The sequence below is a fragment of the Streptomyces hebeiensis genome (assembly GCF_052983195.1).
This window is the reverse complement of record NZ_CM129812.1, coordinates 1,161,079-1,181,145: the sequence shown is the minus strand read 5'-3', so window position 1 is coordinate 1,181,145 and position 20,067 is coordinate 1,161,079. Positions and strand designations below refer to the sequence as shown.

Below are 20,067 nucleotides of genomic sequence, written 5' to 3'. Positions count from 1 at the left end.
GCTTTCAGCCCCCTTGAGAGGTCGCTTCCGTGTCCAGCACGCTCCCCACCACCCCCCAGACCCCCGAGACCGGCACCGCACGCGTCAAGCGCGGCATGGCGGAGCAGCTCAAGGGCGGTGTGATCATGGACGTCGTCACCCCGGAGCAGGCCAGGATCGCCGAGGACGCCGGCGCGGTCGCCGTGATGGCGCTGGAGCGGGTGCCCGCCGACATCCGTAAGGACGGCGGCGTCGCCCGGATGTCCGACCCGGACATGATCGAGTCCATCATCGGCGCCGTCTCGATCCCCGTCATGGCCAAGTCCCGGATCGGCCACTTCGTGGAGGCGCAGGTCCTGCAGTCCCTCGGCGTGGACTACATCGACGAGTCCGAGGTGCTCACCCCGGCCGACGAGGTCAACCACTCCGACAAGTGGGCCTTCACCACGCCGTTCGTCTGCGGCGCCACCAACCTGGGCGAGGCGCTGCGCCGGATCGCCGAGGGCGCGGCCATGATCCGTTCCAAGGGCGAGGCCGGCACGGGCAACGTCGTGGAGGCCGTCCGGCACCTGCGGCAGATCAAGGGCGGGATCGCCAAGCTGCGCGGCTGCGACAACAACGAGCTCTACGCGGCGGCCAAGGAGCTGCGGGCCCCGTACGAGCTGGTCAAGGAGGTCGCCGAACTCGGCAAGCTGCCCGTGGTGCTGTTCTCCGCCGGTGGTGTGGCCACCCCCGCCGACGCCGCGCTGATGCGTCAGCTCGGCGCCGAGGGTGTCTTCGTCGGCTCCGGCATCTTCAAGTCCGGCGACCCGGCCAAGCGCGCCGCCGCGATCGTGAAGGCGACCACCTTCTACGACGACCCGAAGATCATCGCGGACGCGTCCCGGGATCTGGGAGAGGCCATGGTCGGCATCAACTGCGACACGCTCCCCGAGAACGAGCGCTACGCGAACCGGGGCTGGTAACCGCAGATGCCCACCACCTCCGGAACGCGGGCTCCCGTGATCGGGGTCCTGGCACTGCAGGGCGACGTACGGGAACACCTCGCCGCCCTGGCCGCCACGGGCGCCGAGGCCAGGACCGTACGCCGCCCCGAGGAACTCGGCTCCGTGGCCGGGCTGGTGATCCCCGGCGGCGAGTCCACCACCATGTCCAAGCTCGCCGCGCTCTTCGGGCTGCTGGAGCCGCTGCGCGCCCGGGTACGGGACGGGCTGCCGGTGTACGGCACCTGCGCCGGGATGATCATGCTGGCCGACAAGATCCTCGATCCCCGCTCGGGGCAGGAGACGATCGGCGGGATCGACATGATCGTCCGCCGGAACGCCTTCGGCAGGCAGAACGAGTCGTTCGAGGCGGCGGTGGCGGTCGCGGGCGTCGACGGCGGGCCCGTGGAAGGCGTCTTCATCCGGGCGCCCTGGGTGGAGTCGGTGGGCGCCGAGGTCGAGGTGCTGGCCGAGCACGGCGGCCACGTCGTGGCCGTACGTCAGGGAAACGCGCTGGCCACGTCGTTCCACCCGGAGCTCACCGGCGACCACCGGCTGCACCGGCTCTTCGGTGAGATGGTGCGCGACTCGGGGTGAGCCGAGCCCGGTAGGATCGCTGCCGAAGGAGCAGAACCGGTTACGCGAAGGAGACAGGCAGATGTCCGGCCACTCTAAATGGGCTACGACGAAGCACAAGAAGGCCGTGATCGATGCCAAGCGCGGCAAGCTCTTCGCGAAGCTGATCAAGAACATCGAGGTCGCGTCGCGCACCGGCGGCGCCGACCCCGACGGCAACCCGACCCTCTTCGACGCCATCCAGAAGGCGAAGAAGAGCTCGGTGCCCAACAAGAACATCGACTCGGCGGTCAAGCGCGGCGCCGGCCTGGAGGCCGGTGGCGCCGACTACGAGACGATCATGTACGAGGGCTACGGACCGAACGGGGTGGCGGTGCTCATCGAGTGCCTCACCGACAACCGCAACCGGGCGGCCTCCGACGTCCGCGTCGCGATGACCCGTAACGGCGGCTCGATGGCCGACCCGGGCTCCGTCTCCTACCTCTTCAACCGCAAGGGCGTCGTGATCGTCCCCAAGGGCGGGCTGAGCGAGGACGACGTGCTGGGCGCGGTGCTGGACGCGGGCGCCGAGGAGGTCAACGACCTCGGCGACACCTTCGAGGTGCTCAGTGAGGCCACCGACCTGGTCGCGGTCCGTACCGCGCTCCAGGAGGCCGGCATCGACTACGACTCGGCCGACGCCAACTTCGTGCCGACCATGCAGGTCGAGCTGGACGAGGAGGGCGCCCGCAAGATCTTCAAGCTGATCGACGCCCTGGAGGACAGCGACGACGTGCAGAACGTCTTCGCCAACTTCGACGTCTCGGACGACGTGATGGAGAAGGTCGACGCCTGACTGACGCGGCTTCACCCGACCCGCCTCACCTGACCGCCCGCACCTGACGGGCCGACGGGTCCGGTCGCCCGTCGGCCGGTTGGGCGCCCGGTCGCCGTCCCGCACCGCCCCGACCATGTCGGCCCGCCCGTTGTCAGTGGCGACCGCTACTGTGCTGATCAGGGTTTTCACTCGAGGGTGGAACGAGTGATCGAAAGAGTGGGGGTGCGATGCGGGTGCTGGGAGTCGACCCCGGGCTGACCCGGTGCGGTGTGGGCGTCGTGGAGGGCACGGCGGGCCGCCCGTTGACGATGCTCGGCGTCGGCGTGGTCCGTACGCCCTCGGACGCGGAGATCGGCGACCGGCTGGTCGCCATCGAGCAGGGCATAACGGACTGGCTGGACGAGCACCGGCCCGAACTCGTCGCGGTGGAGCGGGTGTTCGCCCAGCACAATGTCCGTACGGTCATGGGCACCGCGCAGGCCAGCGCGGTCGCCGTGCTCTGCGCCTCCCGGCGCGGCATCCCCGTCGCCCTGCACACCCCCAGTGAGGTCAAGGCCGCTGTCACCGGCAGTGGCCGGGCGGACAAGGCACAGGTCGGCGCGATGGTGACCAGGCTGCTCCGGCTGGCCGCGCCGCCCAAACCGGCCGACGCCGCGGACGCCCTCGCGCTCGCCATCTGTCACATCTGGCGCGCGCCCGCCCTGAACCGCCTGCGGCAGGCACAGTCCGCGGCCCGCCCCGCCCGCCTTCCCGCCTCGCCCCCGTCCTCCCCCGTACGGAAGGTCACGCGATGATCGCCTTCGTCAGCGGCCCGGTCGCAGCCCTCGCCCCGACCACGGCGGTCGTCGAGGTCGGCGGCGTCGGCATGGCCGTCCAGTGCACTCCCGCCACGCTGGCCGAGCTGCGGATCGGCCAGGAAGCGCGGCTCGCCACGTCCCTGGTGGTCCGCGAGGATTCCCTGACGCTGTACGGCTTCGCGGACGACGACGAGCGGCAGGTCTTCGAACTGCTGCAGACCGCCAGCGGCGTCGGACCCCGGCTTGCCCAGGCCATGCTCGCCGTGCACACTCCCGACGCCCTGCGCCGCGCGGTCTCCACCGGCGACGAGAAGGCGCTGACCGCCGTCCCCGGCATCGGCAAGAAGGGCGCCCAGAAGCTCCTGCTGGAGCTGAAGGACCGGCTCGGCGAGCCGGTCGGCACGGGCGGGGCGCGGCCGGGGGCGGTCGCCGCCGCCCCCGCCTCCTGGGCCGAGCAGTTGCACTCCGCCCTCATCGGCCTCGGCTACTCGGCCCGGGACGCGGACGAGGCCGTCGCCCAGGTCACCCCGCAGGCCGAGGCCGCCCTCGCCGACGGCGGGCAGCCGCCCGTGCCGCAGCTGCTGCGCGCCGCTCTCCAGAGCCTGAACAGAACGCGGTGAGCCCCGTCCGGTCCGCTCCCGCCACACGGGGGCGCATGGACCGGGCCCCGCGCCGTGCCGTACTTCCCGGGCGCCCCGACGCGCCCGACTCCCCGAGGTGAAACCGCGTGAACCCGGACGACACCAGCAGCGAGACCCCGACCCCGCCGAGGGCGGATGCGGCCGAACGGCTCGTCGGCGCGTCCGCCGACGGCGAGGACCAGGCGGTCGAGGCGGCGCTGCGGCCCACGTCGCTGGGCGAGTTCGTGGGCCAGGAGCGGGTGCGCGAGCAGCTCGACCTGGTCCTGAAGGCGGCCCGGGCCCGGGGCGCCACCGCCGACCACGTCCTGCTCTCCGGGGCACCGGGCCTCGGCAAGACCACGCTGTCCATGATCATCGCGGCGGAGATGAACGCGCCGATCCGGATCACCTCGGGCCCCGCCATCCAGCACGCCGGGGACCTCGCAGCGATCCTCTCCTCCCTCCAGGAGGGTGAAGTCCTCTTCCTGGACGAGATCCACCGGATGTCCCGCCCGGCGGAGGAGATGCTCTACATGGCGATGGAGGACTTCCGGGTCGACGTCATCGTCGGCAAGGGACCCGGCGCCACCGCCATCCCGCTGGAGCTGCCGCCGTTCACCCTGGTCGGGGCAACGACCAGGGCCGGACTGCTGCCGCCCCCGCTGCGTGACCGCTTCGGCTTCACCGGCCACATGGAGTTCTACGAGAGCGCCGAACTGGAGCGCGTGCTGCACCGCTCGGCGCGCCTGCTGGAGCTGGAGATCGACGCCGAAGGGGCGGCCGAGATCGCCGGCCGCTCCCGGGGTACGCCCCGCATCGCCAACCGGCTGCTGCGCCGGGTCCGTGACTACGCCCAGGTCAAGGCCGACGGCCGCATCACCCGTGAGGTGGCGGCCATGGCCCTGAAGGTGTACGAGGTCGACTCGCGCGGTCTGGACCGGCTCGACCGGGCGGTGCTGCACGCCCTGCTCAAGCTCTTCGCCGGGGGGCCGGTGGGGCTGTCCACCCTGGCGGTGGCCGTGGGGGAGGAGCGGGAGACGGTGGAGGAGGTCGCGGAGCCCTTTCTCGTACGGGAGGGACTGCTGGCGCGCACGCCGCGCGGCCGGATCGCCACGCCCGCGGCCTGGTCCCACCTCGGGCTCGTACCCCCGCCGCAGACGCCCGGCGCGGGCGGGCAACAGGGCCTGTTCGGAGCGTGAGGGGCGCGAGCCGCGACGCGGGCGCCCCGGGTCAGGAACCCCGACGCCTCGCCGGGCGTTGTTCCAACGATGCGGACTCGCTTAGACTCCGCCGATGCCGCCCTTCATGGTCGGCGTGCCCACCCCCCGTAGACCAGGCCGCTCGACAGCGCGGTCGTGCGAAGGAAGTACCCTCCCGTGAGTCTCGCTGCCCTCTTCCCCTTCATCCTGCTCATCGGAGCGATGCTCCTGATGACCCGGTCCGCCAAGAAGAAGCAGCAGCAAGCTGTTGCGATGCGTGACCAGATGCAGTCCGGTTCCGGTGTCCGCACCATCGGGGGCATGTACGCCACGGTCAAGGAGGTGCGCCACGACACCGTCCTGCTCGAGGTCGCTCCCGGCGTGCACGCCATTTACGCGAAGAACGCGATCGGGGCGGTGCTGGAGGACGACGAGTACAACCGCATCGTGCACGGCGACGACCCGATCGGTGACGACACCTCCGTCGTCGTCCCGGACGACGCCTCCTCGCTGACCGACGCCGACGCCACTGCCTCGGGCGACACCGCGGCCGAGGCCGCCGAGAAGCCGGAGAAGGACGCCAAGGGCGCCGAGGACACGACGGACGGCACCAAGATCGACCTGGTGAAGGGCGCCGAGGCCGACGGCGACGCGGCCCGGGACGTGAAGGACGCGAAGCCCGAGCCCAAGGACGGCAAGGGCGACGGCGACACCGACGCGAAGTAGCCACGTCCACGGCGGCCGGCCGGCCGGGCGGCCACCGCCGCCCACGGACCGGGCGGAATCCTGCGGGGGCAGGCCCCCACTACACTTCGTGGCCGCTCCGGCACACACCCGGACCGGGGCGGTTGGACAGGGAGAATCGAGAAGGTGGCAGCACCTAACAAGGGCAAGGGCAGAAAGCCGGCGGGCTCGCCAGGGAGGCCGGGGCGCACCCTGGTGTTCTTCCTGATCGCCATGGTCGCCCTCACCGGCGGGATGTTCTGGTCCGGTCATGTCACTCCGCGGCTGGGGATCGACCTGGCCGGCGGCACGAGCATCACGCTCGAGGCGAAGAACACGCCGGGCAAGCCGAACGCCATCAACAAGACCAACATGGACACGGCGGTCAGCATCATCGAGCGCCGTGTCAACGGTCTTGGCGTCTCCGAGGCCGAGGTCCAGACCCAGGGCGAGAAGAACATCATCGTCAACATCCCCCGGGGCACCAACGAGAAGCAGGCCCGGGAGCAGGTCGGTACGACCGCCCAGCTGTTCTTCCGGCCCGTGCTGACCTACCAGGCCGGCACCCCGACCGCCCCGAAGCCCTCCGGGAGCCCTTCGCCGGGAGCCTCGGCGGGCGAGGGTGACGCGGCGGACAAGGGCGACAAGGCCGGGGAGACGGCCGACAAGCCGTCCGACCCGGCCAAGCCCTCCGCCGACGCCACCGCCCAGGGCCGGGCCGTCACCGGCGCCCTCACGGCGGACGAGACTCCCTCTCCCGGCGCTTCCTCCGACTCCGGCGGCTCGGACAAGGGTTCCGACGGCAAGGACTCCCCGAAGGACTCGCCGAGCCCGGCGCCGTCCGCCGACCCGGGGACCGCGGCCCTCCAGAAGAAGTTCGAGGAGCTGGACTGCACGACGCAGGCCGCCCGTACCAAGGCCAACCAGGGGACCTCGCCCAAGGACACGATCGTGGCCTGCGGCAAGAACACCCAGGGCCAGTGGGAGAAGTACATCCTCGGTCCCGCCGAGGTCGAGGGCACGGACGTCGACGACGCCCAGGGCGTCTTCGACCAGCAGCGTGGCATGTGGATCGTCACGATGGACTTCACCGGGGCCGGCACGAAGAAGTTCCAGTCGATCACCGGCAAGCTCTCGCAGCAGCAGCCGCCCATGAACCAGTTCGCCATCGTGCTCGACGGCAACGTGGTCTCGGCGCCCTCGGTGAGCCAGCGGCTCGGCGGCAGCGCCGAGATCTCCGGCAGCTTCGACCAGCAGTCCGCCCAGGACCTGGGGAACATCCTCTCCTACGGCGCGCTGCCGCTCAGCTTCCAGGAGCAGAGCGTCACGACGGTCACGCCCGCGCTGGGCGGTGAGCAGTTGGAGGCGGGCCTGATCGCCGGTGCGATCGGCCTCGCCCTGGTGATCGTCTACCTGGTGGCCTACTACCGGGGCCTCGCCGCGATCGCGATCGTCAGCCTCATCGCCTCCGGGATCCTGACGTACACGATCATGGCGCTGCTCGGCCCCGCCATCGGGTTCGCGCTGAACCTGCCCGCGGTCTGCGGAGCGATCGTCGCCATCGGTATCACCGCGGACTCGTTCATCGTCTACTTCGAACGGATCCGCGACGAGATCCGGGAGGGCCGTACGCTCCGGCCCGCGGTCGAGCGGGCCTGGCCGCGCGCCCGGCGCACGATCCTGGTCTCCGACTTCGTGTCGTTCCTCGCCGCCGCGGTGCTGTTCCTGGTGACCGTCGGAAAGGTCCAGGGCTTCGCCTTCACCCTCGGTCTGACCACCCTGCTCGACGTGGTCGTGGTGTTCTTCTTCACCAAGCCGGTGATGACGCTCCTCGCCCGGAAGAAGTTCTTCGCCGGTGGCCACTCCTGGTCCGGACTGGACCCGAAGAGGCTCGGCGTCCAGCCGCCGCTGCGCCGCTCCCGCCGTATCAGCGCCCCCATCGACCCGAAGGAGGCGTGAGATGTCGAGACTCGGCGTACTCGGCGCCCGGCTCTACCGCGGCGAAGTCGGCTACGACTTCGTCGGGAAGCGCAAGATCTGGTACGGGATCTCGATCCTGATCACCATCACGGCCATCGTCGGCCTGGCGGTGCGCGGCCTGCACCTGGGCATCGAGTTCCAGGGCGGCGCCGTCTTCACCACCCCGAGCACGAGTGCCACGGTGACCCAGGCCCAGGAGATCACCCAGAAGGCGTCGGGGCACCCCGCGATCGTCCAGAAACTCGGCAGCGGCGGACTGCGGATCCAGGTCACCGAGCTGGACACCCAGCAGGCCAACGCCGTGAAGAGCGAGCTGGCCGACAACCTGAAGGTCGACGAGACGAAGATCAACGCCGATCTCGTCGGTCCGAACTGGGGCGAGACCATCGCCAACAAGGCGTGGACGGGCCTCGGGATCTTCATGATCCTGGTGGTGATCTACCTCGCGATCGCCTTCGAATGGCGGATGGCCCTCGCGGCCCTGATCGCCCTGATCCACGACCTCACGATCACCGTCGGTGTGTACGCGCTGGTGGGATTCGAGGTCACCCCGGGCACGGTGATCGGTCTGCTGACCATCCTCGGTTACTCCCTGTACGACACGGTGGTGGTCTTCGACAGCCTCAAGGAAGGCACGAAGGACATCACCAAGCAGACCCGCTGGACCTATGGCGAGATCGCCAACCGGTCGATCAACAGCACGCTGGTGCGGTCCATCAACACCACCGTGGTCGCGCTGCTGCCGGTGGCGGGACTGCTGTTCATCGGCGGTGGCGTCCTCGGCGCCGGCATGCTGAACGACATCTCGCTGTCGCTCTTCGTCGGCCTCGCGGCGGGCGCGTACTCCTCGATCTTCATCGCCACCCCGCTGGTCGCCGACTTCAAGGAGCGCGACCCGAAGATGCGGGCGCTGCGCAAGCGGGTGCTCGCCAAGCGGGAGGCCGCCGCCGCCAAGGGCGAGGCCGCCGAGGCGGGCGCGGACGCCGGCGCCTCCGGTGCGGCCGTGGGCAGTGGCGAGGACGACCCGCAGGACGCGGCACCCGCCGTGGCGGGTCAGCGTGGCCGCGGTGGACGCGGCCGGTCCACGGGCGGGCGCCGATGACCGACCAGAGCACGCGGGAGCTGCTGCTCAGCCGCATCCGTGACGTGGCCGACTACCCCAAGCCCGGAGTGGTGTTCAAGGACATCACCCCGCTCCTGGCCGACCCGAAGGCGTTCACCGCGCTGACGGAGGCGCTGGCCGAGACGTGCGTACGGCACGGGGCGACGAAGATCATCGGCCTGGAGGCGCGCGGCTTCATCCTCGCCGCGCCGGTGGCGGTCCGCGCGGGCGTCGGGTTCATCCCCGTACGCAAGGCGGGCAAGCTCCCCGGCGCGACCCTGGCACAGGCGTACGAGCTGGAGTACGGCACCGCCGAGATCGAGGTGCACGCCGAGGACCTGGAGGCGGGGGACCGCGTCCTCGTCATCGACGACGTGCTCGCCACCGGTGGCACCGCCGAGGCGTCGCTGGAGCTGGTCAGGCGGGCGGGCGCCGACGTCGTCGGCGTCGCCGTCCTGATGGAGCTCGCGTTCCTGAAGGGCCGGGAGCGGCTGGAGCCCGCCCTGCACGGGGCGCCGCTGGAGGCCCTGATCACGCTCTGAGCGCGGGCGGAAGCCACGCGTGGTCGATACGCGCGGCGCGCACACGACGGACGGGCACCCGGGAACAACCGGGTGCCCGTCCCGCGTTGTGGGACCCCGGTCCGATTCCGCCCCCGGGAGAACCGGACCCCTGAGGTCAGTACCATGGAAGTTCCCCGGGCCCGACCCGGGCCCTGGATCCGCTACGAGGAGCGCTCTTGCCAGACGAGGTCCAGCCAGTGGCCGCCGTGCCGTCCGAGCCCCGCCAGGACCAGCCGCGGGCCGCAGCCGCCGCGGCCAGGGACACGTCCGTCCCGGCGGACGGAACGGCCGCGCGCACGACCGCGCACGCTCCGGCAGGCACCTCCGACGCGCGCCCCGGCCAGAGCCCCGCCGGGAAGCCCGCGCCGCCCGACCGCCGGGCCTCGGCGCCCGCCGAGCGACGCCCGGCCCCGGAGCGCCCCGCGACCCCCGTCACCGCCCCCAAGCCGGGCCCCACGGCCGCGCCCCGCTCCGGCGGCTCCTCCAACCGCGTACGGGCCCGCCTCGCCCGGCTCGGGGTGCAGCGCTCGTCGCCGTACAACCCGGTCCTGGAGCCCCTGCTGCGGACCGTGCGCGGCAACGACCCCAAGATCGAGACCGCGACCCTGCGCCAGATCGAGCGCGCCTACCAGGTCGCCGAGCGCTGGCACCGCGGCCAGAAGCGCAAGAGCGGCGACCCGTACATCACCCACCCCCTCGCGGTCACGACCATCCTCGCCGAGCTGGGCATGGACCCGGCCACCCTGATGGCGGGCCTGCTGCACGACACGGTCGAGGACACCGAGTACGGCCTGGACACGCTCCGCCGCGACTTCGGCGACCAGGTGGCCCTCCTGGTGGACGGCGTCACCAAGCTGGACAAGGTCAAGTTCGGCGAGGCCGCGCAGGCCGAGACCGTGCGCAAGATGGTCGTCGCCATGGCCAAGGACCCGCGCGTCCTGGTCATCAAGCTCGCGGACCGTCTGCACAACATGCGCACGATGCGCTACCTCAAACGGGAGAAGCAGGAGAAGAAGGCCCGCGAGACCCTGGAGATCTACGCTCCGCTGGCCCACCGGCTGGGCATGAACACCATCAAGTGGGAACTGGAGGACCTCGCGTTCGCGATCCTCTACCCGAAGATGTACGACGAGATCGTCCGGCTCGTCGCGGAGCGCGCCCCCAAGCGGGACGAGTACCTGGCCATAGTGACCGACGAGGTCCAGTCGGACCTGCGCGCCGCCCGCATCAAGGCCACCGTCACCGGCCGGCCCAAGCACTATTACAGCGTCTACCAGAAGATGATCGTCCGCGGCCGGGACTTCGCGGAGATCTACGACCTGGTGGGCATCCGCGTCCTGGTCGACACCGTCCGTGACTGCTACGCGGCGCTCGGCACCGTCCACGCCCGGTGGAATCCGGTCCCCGGACGGTTCAAGGACTACATCGCGATGCCCAAGTTCAACATGTACCAGTCGCTGCACACGACGGTCATCGGGCCCAACGGCAAGCCGGTCGAGCTCCAGATCCGCACCTTCGACATGCACCGTCGCGCCGAGTACGGGATCGCCGCGCACTGGAAGTACAAGCAGGAGGCCGTCGCGGGCGCCTCCAAGGTCCGCACCGACGTGCCCCGGCACGCGGGCAGGGGCGCGGGCCAGGACACCGTCAACGACATGGCGTGGCTGCGCCAGCTGCTGGACTGGCAGAAGGAGACCGAGGACCCCGGCGAGTTCCTGGAGTCGCTGCGCTTCGACCTCTCCCGCAACGAGGTCTTCGTCTTCACGCCCAAGGGCGACGTGATAGCGCTGCCCGCCGGGGCCACCCCCGTCGACTTCGCGTACGCCGTGCACACGGAGGTCGGCCACCGCACGATAGGAGCGCGCGTCAACGGGCGGCTCGTCCCGCTCGAATCGACGCTCGACAACGGCGATCTCGTGGAGGTCTTCACCTCCAAGGCGTCCGGGGCCGGCCCCTCGCGCGACTGGCTGGGCTTCGTCAAGTCGCCCCGGGCCAGGAACAAGATCCGCGCCTGGTTCTCCAAGGAACGCCGCGACGAGGCGATCGAACAGGGCAAGGACGCCATAGCGCGTGCCATGCGCAAGCAGAATCTGCCGATCCAGCGGATCCTCACCGGGGACTCGCTCGTCACGCTCGCGCACGAGATGCGCTATCCCGACATCTCGTCCCTGTACGCGGCCATCGGCGAGGGCCATGTGGCCGCCCAGGGCGTCGTCCAGAAGCTGGTGCAGGCGCTCGGCGGCGAGGAGGCCGCCAACGAGGACATCGCCGAGAGCGCCCCGCCCTCGCGCGGCCGGAGCAAGCGCCGCTCGAACGCCGACCCCGGGGTGGTCGTCAAGGGCGTCGACGACGTCTGGGTGAAGCTGGCCCGCTGCTGTACGCCGGTCCCGGGCGACCCCATCATCGGCTTCGTCACCCGGGGCAGCGGCGTCTCCGTGCACCGCGCGGACTGCGTCAACGTGGACTCCCTGTCCCAGCAGCCCGAGCGGATCCTGGAGGTCGAGTGGGCGCCGACCCAGTCGTCGGTCTTCCTGGTCGCCATCCAGGTCGAGGCGCTGGACCGGTCCCGGCTGCTGTCGGACGTCACCCGGGTGCTCTCCGACCAGCACGTGAACATCCTGTCCGCGGCCGTCCAGACCTCCCGGGACCGGGTCGCCACCTCGCGGTTCACCTTCGAGATGGGCGACCCGAAGCACCTGGGGCACGTGCTGAAGGCGGTACGGGGCGTCGAGGGCGTCTACGACGTCTACCGGGTCACCTCGGCGCGCAGGCCGTAACGGACGACGAGAGGGGTTCCCCGTACCTCAACGTACGGGGAACCCCTCTCGTCGCGCCTCACTGGCCGCCGAACTCCTGGAGGCCCTTCAGTGCCTGGTCCAGCAGTGCCTGGCGGCCCTCCAACTCCTTGGCGAGCTTGTCCGCCCTGGCGTTGTTGCCCGCCGCGCGCGCCGCGTCGATCTGGCCGCGCAGCTTGTCCACGGCCGCCTGGAGCTGGCCCGTCAGACCTTCGGCGCGCGCCCGCGCCTCCGGGTTCGTCCGGCGCCACTCGTTCTCCTCGGACTCCTGCAGCGCCCGCTCCACCGCGTGCATCCGGCCCTCGACCTTGGGCCGCGCGTCCCGGGGCACGTGCCCGATGGCCTCCCAGCGCTCGTTCAGGGACCGGAAGGCCGCCCTGGCCGCCTTGAGGTCCGTGACCGGGAGCAGCCGCTCGGCCTCGACCGCCAGCTCCTCCTTCAGCTTCAGGTTCTCGGCCTGCTCGGCGTCCCGCTCGGCGAAGACCTCGCCGCGCGCCGCGAAGAAGACGTCCTGGGCGCCGCGGAAGCGGTTCCACAGGTCGTCCTCCGCCTCGCGCTGGGCGCGGCCCGCCGCCTTCCAGTCCGCCATCAGCTCGCGGTACCGGGCGGCCGTCGCCCCCCAGTCCGTCGAACCGGACAGCGCCTCGGCCTCCGCGACCAGCTTCTCCTTGGCCTTACGGGCCTCCTCGCGCTGCGCGTCCAGCGCCGCGAAGTGCGCCTTGCGCCGCTTCGAGAACGCCGAGCGGGCGTGCGAGAAGCGGTGCCACAGCTCGTCGTCCGACTTCCGGTCGAGCCTCGGCAGGCCCTTCCAGGTGTCCACCAGGGCCCGCAGCCGCTCGCCTGCCGCCCGCCACTGGTCGCTCCGCGCCAGCTCCTCGGCCTCGGTGACCAGCGCCTCCTTGGCCCGGCGCGCCTCGTCGGCCTGCTTGGCGCGCTGCGCCTTGCGCTCCTCACGACGCGATTCGACGGTCGCCACCAGGGAGTCGAGCCGCGCGCGCAGCGCGTCCAGGTCTCCCACGGCGTGGTGCTCGTCGACCTGTGTCCGCAGATGGTCGATGGCGGCCATCGCATCCTTCGCGGACAGGTCGGTGGTCCTCACCCGCCGTTCGAGGAGGTCGATCTCGACGACCAGGCCCTCGTACTTGCGCTCGAAATAGGCCAGAGCCTCTTCCGGAGAGCCGGCCTGCCACGATCCGACGACCTGCTCGCCCTCGGCCGTCCGCACGTACACGGTGCCTGTGTCGTCGACACGGCCCCACGGGTCGCTGCTCACAGCGCCTCCTCCACCTGATGCCCGTGAGGGGATGGGCTCCCCGGGCATCGTCCACAGTTTCCAAGGGCGGGCCTCGCCCGCCCCGCACAACGCCAATCTAGGCGACCGGCCGCCCGGCTGTCCGCACTCAGCGCGGCCGAAATTCGCAAGGTCACACCTTGTCGACCGTCGCTTTCTCGACCGTGACGGCCGTCTTGGGCGGGCCGTCGCCCCCGCCGCCCTCCACTCCGGCCTTCGCCACGGTCTCGACGGCCTTCAGGCCCTCGTCGTCCATGGTCCCGAACGGGGTGTAGGCGGGCGGGAGTTTGGAGTCCTTGTAGACCAGGAAGAACTGGCTGCCGCCGGTGTGCGGCTGGCCGGTGTTCGCCATGGCGACCGTGCCCGCCTTGTACGTGACGAGGCCGTCCGCGGCGGGCTTGCCCAGGCTCTGAAGATTCTCGTCCTCGATCGTGTAGCCCGGCCCGCCGGTGCCGTCGCCCTTCGGGTCACCGCACTGGAGGACGTGGATACCCTGCGTGGTCAGCCGGTGGCACTTCGTCTTGTCGAAGAAGCCCTTGTCCGCGAGTGACTTGAACGAGTTCACCGTGTGCGGCGTCTTCTTCGCGTCCATCGCGACCGGGATGTCGCCCTGATCGGTCTTGAGGATCATCGTGTACTTCGCCGAGGCGTCGATCGCCATCTTCGGCTCCGGGGTGGTGCTCTCGCTCGCCGACGGCGAGGGCGGGGCCGCGGCCTCCGCCGCCTTGTCGTCCTTCTCCTTGGCGCCGTCGGTCAGACCGGTGGCGTACGCGCCGACGCCGGCGGCCACCACCACGGCCAGCGTGGACGCGATGATCACATTGCGCCGTTTCGCCTTGCCCCGGGCCTCCGCCCTGCGCCGCTGCTGCCGCTCGAACTTCTCCCGCGCGAGCTGGCGCCGCCTCTGATCGCTGTTGACCACCGGGTCTTCTCCTCGTCGCTGTGAGCCATCGGTCGCTGTGAGCCATCGGCCTGACTGGCCCGTACGCTATATGGGTTCGCTGTGGATTGAGGAGCGCCGGTAGGCTCTGGTCTGCCGCATTCCCCCGACGGGCGATGCGTTCTCCGACGGACGACACATAAGGACGATCGTGCTCATTGCCGGGTTCCCCGCCGGGGCCTGGGGGACCAATTGTTACCTGGTCGCCCGGGCCGCGGGTGAGGAGTGCGTGATCATCGACCCGGGCCACCAGGCCGCCCAGGGCGTCGCGGACGCCGTCGGGAAGCATCGGCTCAAGCCCGTCGCCGTCGTCCTCACCCATGGCCACATCGATCATGTCGCCTCGGTGGTACCGGTGTGCGGAGCCCATGACGTACCGGCCTGGATCCATCCCGAGGACCGCTACATGATGAGCGACCCGGAGAAGGCCCTCGGCCGCTCCATCGGGATGCCGCTGATGGGCGAGCTGACCGTGGGCGAGCCGGACGACGTCAAGGAGCTGACCGACGGCGCCCGACTCGCCCTCGCGGGGCTGGAGTTCACCGTCGCGCACGCGCCCGGCCATACCAAGGGGTCGGTGACCTTCGGACTGCCCGAGGCCACCGGCGGAGCCGACATCCCGCCGGTCCTCTTCTCGGGCGATCTGCTGTTCGCCGGCTCCGTCGGACGCACCGACCTGCCCGGTGGCGACCACGCCGAGCTGCTCGAGTCACTGGGCCGGGTGTGCCTGCCGCTCGACGACTCGACCGTGGTCCTCTCCGGCCACGGCCCCCAGACCACCATCGGCCGGGAGCGCGCCGCAAACCCGTATCTGCGGGAGGTGGCCGCCGGCAGCGGCCCGAGCGCCGCTCCACGACGAGGAATGTGAAGCACCGATCTCCATGAGCGCCTTCCAGGCCCCCAAGGGCACGTACGACCTGATCCCGCCCGTCTCCGCGACCTACCTCGCGGTCCGGGACGCGATCTCCGAGCCCCTGCGCAACTCCGGTTACGGATACGTCGAGACCCCCGGCTTCGAGAACGTCGAGCTGTTCGCCCGGGGCGTCGGCGAGTCCACCGACATCGTCTCCAAGGAGATGTACGCCTTCGAGACCAAGGGCGGCGACCGGCTGGCACTGCGCCCCGAGGGCACCGCCTCCGTGCTGCGCGCCGCGCTCGAGGCCAACCTGCACAAGGCGGGCAACCTCCCGGTCAAGCTCTGGTACTCGGGTTCGTACTACCGCTACGAGCGCCCCCAGAAGGGCCGGTACCGCCACTTCTCCCAGGTCGGCGCCGAGGCCATCGGGGCCGAGGACCCGGCACTGGACGCCGAGTTGATCATCCTGGCCGACCAGGCGTACCGCTCGCTCGGCCTGGCGGACTTCCGTATCCTGCTCAACTCGCTGGGCGACCAGGAGTGCCGGCCGGTCTACCGGGAGGCGCTCCAGGGTTTCCTGCGCGGGCTCGACCTGGACGAGGACACCCGCCGCCGGATCGAGATCAACCCGCTGCGGGTGCTCGACGACAAGCGCGCCGAGGTCCAGAAGCAGCTCGTCGGCGCACCGCTGTTCCGGGACTACCTGTGCGACGCGTGCAAGGCGTACCACGAGGAGGTGCGGGAACTGCTGAGCGCCGCCGGGGTGGCGTTCGAGGACGACGAGAAGCTGGTGCGCGGACTCGACTACTACACGCGCACGACCTTCGAATTCGTCCACGACGGCCTCGGCTCGCAGTCCGCGGTGGGCGGCGGCGGACGCTACGACGGGCTGTCCGAGATGATCGGCGGCCCGGCCCTGCCGTCGGTCGGCTGGGCGCTCGGAGTGGACCGTACGGTCCTGGCGCTCCAGGCCGAGGGCATCGAACTCGATATCCCGGCCGCCACCAGCGTGTACGCGGTGCCGCTCGGCGAGGAGGCGCGCAGGCGGCTGTTCGCGGTGGTCACCGAACTGCGCAAGGCGGGAGTCGCCACGGACTTCGCCTTCGGCGGCCGGGGCCTCAAGGGCGCGATGAAGTCCGCCAACCGCTCGGGCGCGCGCTACTCGATCGTCGCGGGCGAGCGTGATCTCGCCGAGGGCGTGGCCCAGCTCAAGGACATGGAGAGCGGCGAGCAGGAGGCGGTGGCGCTCGACGCCCTCGTCCCGGAGCTGATCCGCCGGCTCGGCTGAGCGATTCCCCCACGTGTGAGGGCCCGGACGGTCGTCGGCCGACCGTCCGGGCCCTCACTCATGGGGCGCCCCGCCCGGTGCCCCGCGCGCCCGCCGCCCGCCACGTACTCGCCCGATGGCCACTTATGCACGGTGAACGGTGGTCATGGGGGTGTGTGCGGCAGAATGGCCGTGCCCCTATCGGCCTCCCAGCGATGGACGGAACGGCGATATGACACGTGCGACGGTTGACGACATCTCCTCGGACCAGGAGGAGACACGTGCCGTGCACACGGTCGGTGGGAGCCGGGCGTTGGCGCTGTTGTTGGTGGTCACGGGGGCGGCGGGGTTGCTGGCCGCGTGGGTGATCACGATCGACAAGTTCAAGCTGCTGGTGGATCCGGGGTTCACGCCGGGGTGCAGTCTGAATCCGGTGGTGTCGTGCGGCAGTGTCATGGAGAGTGATCAGGCGTCGGTGTTCGGTTTTCCGAATCCGATGCTGGGGCTGGTGGCGTACGGCGTGGTGGTCTGTGTGGGGATGGGGCTGCTGGCGGGGGCGCGGTACCGGCGGTGGTTCTGGCTGGGGCTGAACGCGGGCACGCTGTTCGGGGTGGGGTTCTGTACGTGGCTGCAGTACCAGTCGTTGTACGAGATCAACGCGTTGTGTCTGTGGTGTTCGCTGGCGTGGGTCGCGACGATCCTGATGTTCTGGTACGTGACCTCGCACAATGTGCGTAGTGGTGTGATCGCGGCGCCGGGTGCGGTGCGGGGGTTCCTGGACGAGTTCACGTGGGTGCTGCCGGCGGTGCACATCGGGGTGATCGGGATGCTGGTCCTCACGCGCTGGTGGGACTTCTGGACGAGCTGACCCGAGGACCGGGTTCGCCCCCCGGAGGCGCGGGGGCACGCCGGGGTGCCTGATACGGCCGGGGTAGCCACGTCCGCCGGCGAGTGAGCCGAAGGGGCGCGCCGCTGTCGGAAGGGAGGTTGTGCTCGATATGCGGCTCCGCCGCGTGGGCGGAGGCTCCGAGGAACGAGGAGCCGAGCACGGTCGACCGTCGACAGGGGCATAAAGCGCCCCGGAGGCGAACCGAGCCCCATAAAGAAGTGTCATAGGCTTTCCGCGTGGAGCCCGACCTCTTTACCGCAGCGGCCGAAGAACGGCAGGAAAAGGACCCGTCCAGCAGTCCCCTGGCCGTCCGGATGCGTCCGCGCGTCGTGGACGAGGTGGTGGGGCAGCGGCATCTGCTGAAGCCGGGGTCCCCGCTGCGCCGGCTGGTGGGGGAGGGGAACGGAGGGCCCGCGGGGGCGTCGTCCGTGATCCTCTGGGGGCCGCCTGGCACCGGCAAGACGACTCTCGCCTACGTCGTCTCCAGGGCGACCAACAAGCGCTTCGTGGAGCTGTCCGCGATCACCGCGGGCGTCAAGGAGGTACGGACCGTCATCGACGGTGCCCGCCGCGCCTCGGGCGGTTACGGCAAGGAGACCGTTCTCTTCCTGGACGAGATCCACCGGTTCAGCAAGGCCCAGCAGGACTCGCTGCTGCCCGCCGTGGAGAACCGCTGGGTCACCCTCGTCGCGGCCACCACGGAGAATCCGTACTTCTCGGTGATCTCCCCGCTGCTCTCCCGTTCCCTGCTGCTCACACTGGAGCCGCTCGACGACGACGACCTGCGCGGTCTGCTGCACCGGGCGCTCACCGAGGAGCGCGGCCTGGGCGGCGCGGTGACACTGTCCGGTGACGCGGAGGCTCATCTGCTGCGGATCGCGGGGGGTGACGCGAGGCGCGCGCTGACGGCGCTGGAGGCGGCGGCCGGGGCCGCGCTCGACAAGGGCGAGGATGAGATCTCGCTCGGCACGGTGGAGGAGACCGTCGACCGCGCGGCGGTCGCCTACGACCGGGACGGCGACCAGCACTACGACGTGGCGAGCGCGCTGATCAAGTCGATCCGGGGCTCCGACGTCGACGCCGCGCTGCACTACCTGGCGCGCATGATCGACGCGGGGGAGGACCCCCGGTTCATCGCCAGGCGGCTGATGATCTCGGCGAGCGAGGACATCGGTCTCGCCGACCCCACCGCCCTGCCACTGGCGGTGGCCGCCGCCCAGGCCGTGGCGATGATCGGCTTCCCGGAGGCGGCGCTCACGCTCAGCCACGCGACGATCGCGCTGGCACTCGCCCCGAAGTCGAACGCGGCGACGACCGCGATCGGGGCGGCTCTCGACGACGTCAGGAAGGGCCTGGCGGGCGCGGTCCCGGCGCATCTGCGGGACGGGCACTACAAGGGCGCGGCCAAGCTGGGGCACGCCCAGGGCTATGTCTATCCGCACGACGTGCCGGGCGCCATCGCCGCACAGCAGTACGCGCCCGACGGGGTGCGCGGCAAGCGGTACTACGAGCCGACGCGGTACGGCGCGGAGGCGCGTTACGCCGATGTCGTGGACAAGGTGCGCGAGCGGCTGCGCGGCGGCGGCTGACCGGTTCCGCGGGGCCCGGGGTCCCTCAGCGGGCCGCCGCGTCGAACAGCACTTCGACTTCCCCAAGCCGGTACGGGACGGCGGGGGAGCCGGCCGGGAAGACGAGGCACACCTCCCCGTCCGGTCCGATGTGCCGTGAATCGGGCATGAGCTGGCAGGGCCCCGCCGCCTCCAGCCCCGGAATGAGCAGCACCGCCGAGCATGTACCCTGTACGAGAGTTCGTGTGCGCTCGGCTGCTGACGGCATCCGGGCGGTTTCAAGCCCGCTGGGACGCGGCTGACCATGAGCTGATCGGACCTCCGTCGAGTCGGTGCCCTGTGCGTCGAGGCTGTTCGTGATGCGTGTGGTGTTCCCAGGGTCGAGACATGCGATCTCCTTTGAGTAAGGTGAGCCTAACCTAACCTACAATGGAGGTCTGGAGAACGTGCCTAACCAGTCGCGTCCCAAGGTCAAGAAGTCCCGTGCGCTCGGTATCGCCCTGACGCCGAAGGCCGTCAAGTACTTCGAGGCCCGTCCGTACCCGCCGGGTGAGCACGGTCGTGGACGCAAGCAGAACAGTGACTACAAGGTCCGTCTGCTGGAGAAGCAGCGCCTGCGCGCGCAGTACGACATCAGCGAGCGCCAGATGGTCCGCGCGTACGACCGCGCCCGCAAGGCCGAGGGCAAGACCGGCGAGGCCCTGGTGATCGAGCTGGAGCGCCGCCTCGACGCCCTGGTGCTGCGGTCGGGCATCGCCCGCACCATCTACCAGGCCCGTCAGATGGTCGTCCACGGCCACATCGAGGTCAACGGCTCCAAGGTCGACAAGCCGTCCTTCCGGGTCCGTCCCGACGACGTCGTGATGGTCCGCGAGCGCAGCCGCTCGAAGGTTCCCTTCCAGGTCGCGCGTGAGGGTGGCTACGACACCGACGGCGAGACCCCGCGCTACCTCCAGGTCAACCTGAAGGCCCTGGCGTTCCGCCTGGACCGTGACCCGCAGCGCAAGGAGATCCCGGTCATCTGCGACGAGCAGCTGGTCGTCGAGTACTACGCCCGCTGACGCGGACGCACCCCAGCGCCGCGTCCCAGCGGCGCCACGGCCCGCCGCCGCCCGCCCTCGC

The 20,067-nt window shown here is 70.8% G+C and carries 18 protein-coding genes and 1 pseudogene; 16 read left to right on the top strand and 3 right to left on the bottom strand.

Annotated elements, in window-relative coordinates; genetic code table 11:
• The first annotated feature begins 29 nt into the window (after positions 1–29).
• From pdxS to ACU6P3_RS04980, 11 genes are all read left to right on the top strand, one after another.
• The gene (gene pdxS / locus ACU6P3_RS05030; RefSeq protein ID WP_447196091.1) at positions 30–944 is read left to right on the top strand and encodes a pyridoxal 5'-phosphate synthase lyase subunit PdxS; all 915 of its coding nucleotides are present in this window, start codon (positions 30–32) and stop codon (positions 942–944) included.
• Between the two features lie 6 nt (positions 945–950).
• The gene (pdxT, locus tag ACU6P3_RS05025; protein WP_344277150.1) at positions 951–1,559 is read left to right on the top strand and encodes a pyridoxal 5'-phosphate synthase glutaminase subunit PdxT; all 609 of its coding nucleotides are present in this window, start codon (positions 951–953) and stop codon (positions 1,557–1,559) included.
• A gap of 61 nt (positions 1,560–1,620) precedes the next feature.
• Positions 1,621–2,373: a YebC/PmpR family DNA-binding transcriptional regulator gene (locus ACU6P3_RS05020; RefSeq protein WP_030754282.1), complete on the top strand. Its 753-nt coding sequence runs from the start codon at positions 1,621–1,623 to the stop codon at positions 2,371–2,373.
• Between the two features lie 209 nt (positions 2,374–2,582).
• Entirely contained in the window at positions 2,583–3,149 is a 567-nt protein-coding gene (ruvC, locus tag ACU6P3_RS05015; RefSeq protein ID WP_447196090.1) for a crossover junction endodeoxyribonuclease RuvC, read from the top strand.
• Positions 3,146–3,772: a Holliday junction branch migration protein RuvA gene (gene ruvA / locus ACU6P3_RS05010; RefSeq protein ID WP_447196089.1), complete on the top strand. Its 627-nt coding sequence runs from the start codon at positions 3,146–3,148 to the stop codon at positions 3,770–3,772. Before ruvC ends, ruvA begins: the two co-directional genes overlap by 4 nt.
• A 107-nt stretch (positions 3,773–3,879) precedes the next feature.
• Positions 3,880–4,971, top strand: a complete 1,092-nt coding sequence (gene ruvB, locus ACU6P3_RS05005) for a Holliday junction branch migration DNA helicase RuvB (RefSeq protein ID WP_030754273.1) — start codon at positions 3,880–3,882, stop codon at positions 4,969–4,971.
• Between the two features lie 177 nt (positions 4,972–5,148).
• On the top strand, positions 5,149–5,697 hold the full coding sequence (gene yajC, locus ACU6P3_RS05000; RefSeq protein ID WP_447196088.1) for a preprotein translocase subunit YajC: 549 nt from the start codon (positions 5,149–5,151) through the stop codon (positions 5,695–5,697).
• Between the two features lie 144 nt (positions 5,698–5,841).
• Positions 5,842–7,653 (top strand): protein translocase subunit SecD, encoded by a 1,812-nt coding sequence (secD, locus tag ACU6P3_RS04995; protein WP_447196087.1) that lies wholly within the window; start codon positions 5,842–5,844, stop codon positions 7,651–7,653.
• 1 nt (position 7,654) lies between these two features.
• Positions 7,655–8,776: a protein translocase subunit SecF gene (gene secF / locus ACU6P3_RS04990; RefSeq protein ID WP_447196086.1), complete on the top strand. Its 1,122-nt coding sequence runs from the start codon at positions 7,655–7,657 to the stop codon at positions 8,774–8,776.
• Complete coding sequence (locus ACU6P3_RS04985) at positions 8,773–9,318, top strand: adenine phosphoribosyltransferase (RefSeq protein WP_030754262.1); 546 nt, start codon at positions 8,773–8,775, stop codon at positions 9,316–9,318. The genes secF and ACU6P3_RS04985 overlap by 4 nt, the downstream gene beginning before the upstream one ends.
• 197 nt (positions 9,319–9,515) lie before the next feature.
• Positions 9,516–12,116, top strand: a complete 2,601-nt coding sequence (locus ACU6P3_RS04980) for a RelA/SpoT family protein (RefSeq protein WP_447196085.1) — start codon at positions 9,516–9,518, stop codon at positions 12,114–12,116.
• Positions 12,117–12,174: 58 nt separating this feature from the next.
• On the opposite strand, the gene ACU6P3_RS04975 is transcribed toward ACU6P3_RS04980, so the two are convergent.
• Positions 12,175–13,407, bottom strand: coding sequence for a DUF349 domain-containing protein (locus ACU6P3_RS04975; RefSeq protein ID WP_447196084.1), 1,233 nt, complete (start codon positions 13,405–13,407; stop codon positions 12,175–12,177).
• Positions 13,408–13,558: 151 nt separating this feature from the next.
• Positions 13,559–14,347 carry a peptidylprolyl isomerase gene (locus ACU6P3_RS04970; RefSeq protein ID WP_447196083.1) on the bottom strand — a complete coding sequence of 263 codons (789 nt, stop codon included), beginning with the start codon at positions 14,345–14,347 and terminating at the stop codon, positions 13,559–13,561.
• Positions 14,348–14,516: 169 nt separating this feature from the next.
• On the opposite strand from ACU6P3_RS04970, the gene ACU6P3_RS04965 reads away from it, so the two are divergent.
• The 4 genes from ACU6P3_RS04965 (at position 14,517) to ACU6P3_RS04950 (ending at position 18,966) form a co-directional block, all read left to right on the top strand.
• A complete protein-coding gene (locus tag ACU6P3_RS04965; RefSeq protein ID WP_447196082.1) occupies positions 14,517–15,233 on the top strand; it encodes an MBL fold metallo-hydrolase in 717 nt (238 codons plus the stop codon).
• A gap of 13 nt (positions 15,234–15,246) precedes the next feature.
• Positions 15,247–16,509, top strand: a complete 1,263-nt coding sequence (gene hisS / locus ACU6P3_RS04960) for a histidine--tRNA ligase (protein ID WP_447196081.1) — start codon at positions 15,247–15,249, stop codon at positions 16,507–16,509.
• 211 nt (positions 16,510–16,720) lie between these two features.
• The gene (locus ACU6P3_RS04955) at positions 16,721–17,356 is read left to right on the top strand and encodes a vitamin K epoxide reductase family protein (RefSeq protein WP_447196080.1); all 636 of its coding nucleotides are present in this window, start codon (positions 16,721–16,723) and stop codon (positions 17,354–17,356) included.
• 257 nt (positions 17,357–17,613) lie between these two features.
• On the top strand, positions 17,614–18,966 hold the full coding sequence (locus ACU6P3_RS04950) for a replication-associated recombination protein A (RefSeq protein WP_447196079.1): 1,353 nt from the start codon (positions 17,614–17,616) through the stop codon (positions 18,964–18,966).
• 76 nt (positions 18,967–19,042) lie between these two features.
• Here the strand turns inward: ACU6P3_RS04950 and ACU6P3_RS04945 are convergent.
• Positions 19,043–19,339, bottom strand: a pseudogene (locus tag ACU6P3_RS04945) (hypothetical protein); the annotation flags it as partial.
• A 52-nt stretch (positions 19,340–19,391) separates the two neighbouring features.
• Here ACU6P3_RS04945 and rpsD point away from each other — a divergent pair.
• The gene (gene rpsD, locus ACU6P3_RS04940) at positions 19,392–20,006 is read left to right on the top strand and encodes a 30S ribosomal protein S4 (RefSeq protein WP_030756854.1); all 615 of its coding nucleotides are present in this window, start codon (positions 19,392–19,394) and stop codon (positions 20,004–20,006) included.
• The last annotated feature ends 61 nt before the right edge of the window (positions 20,007–20,067 follow it).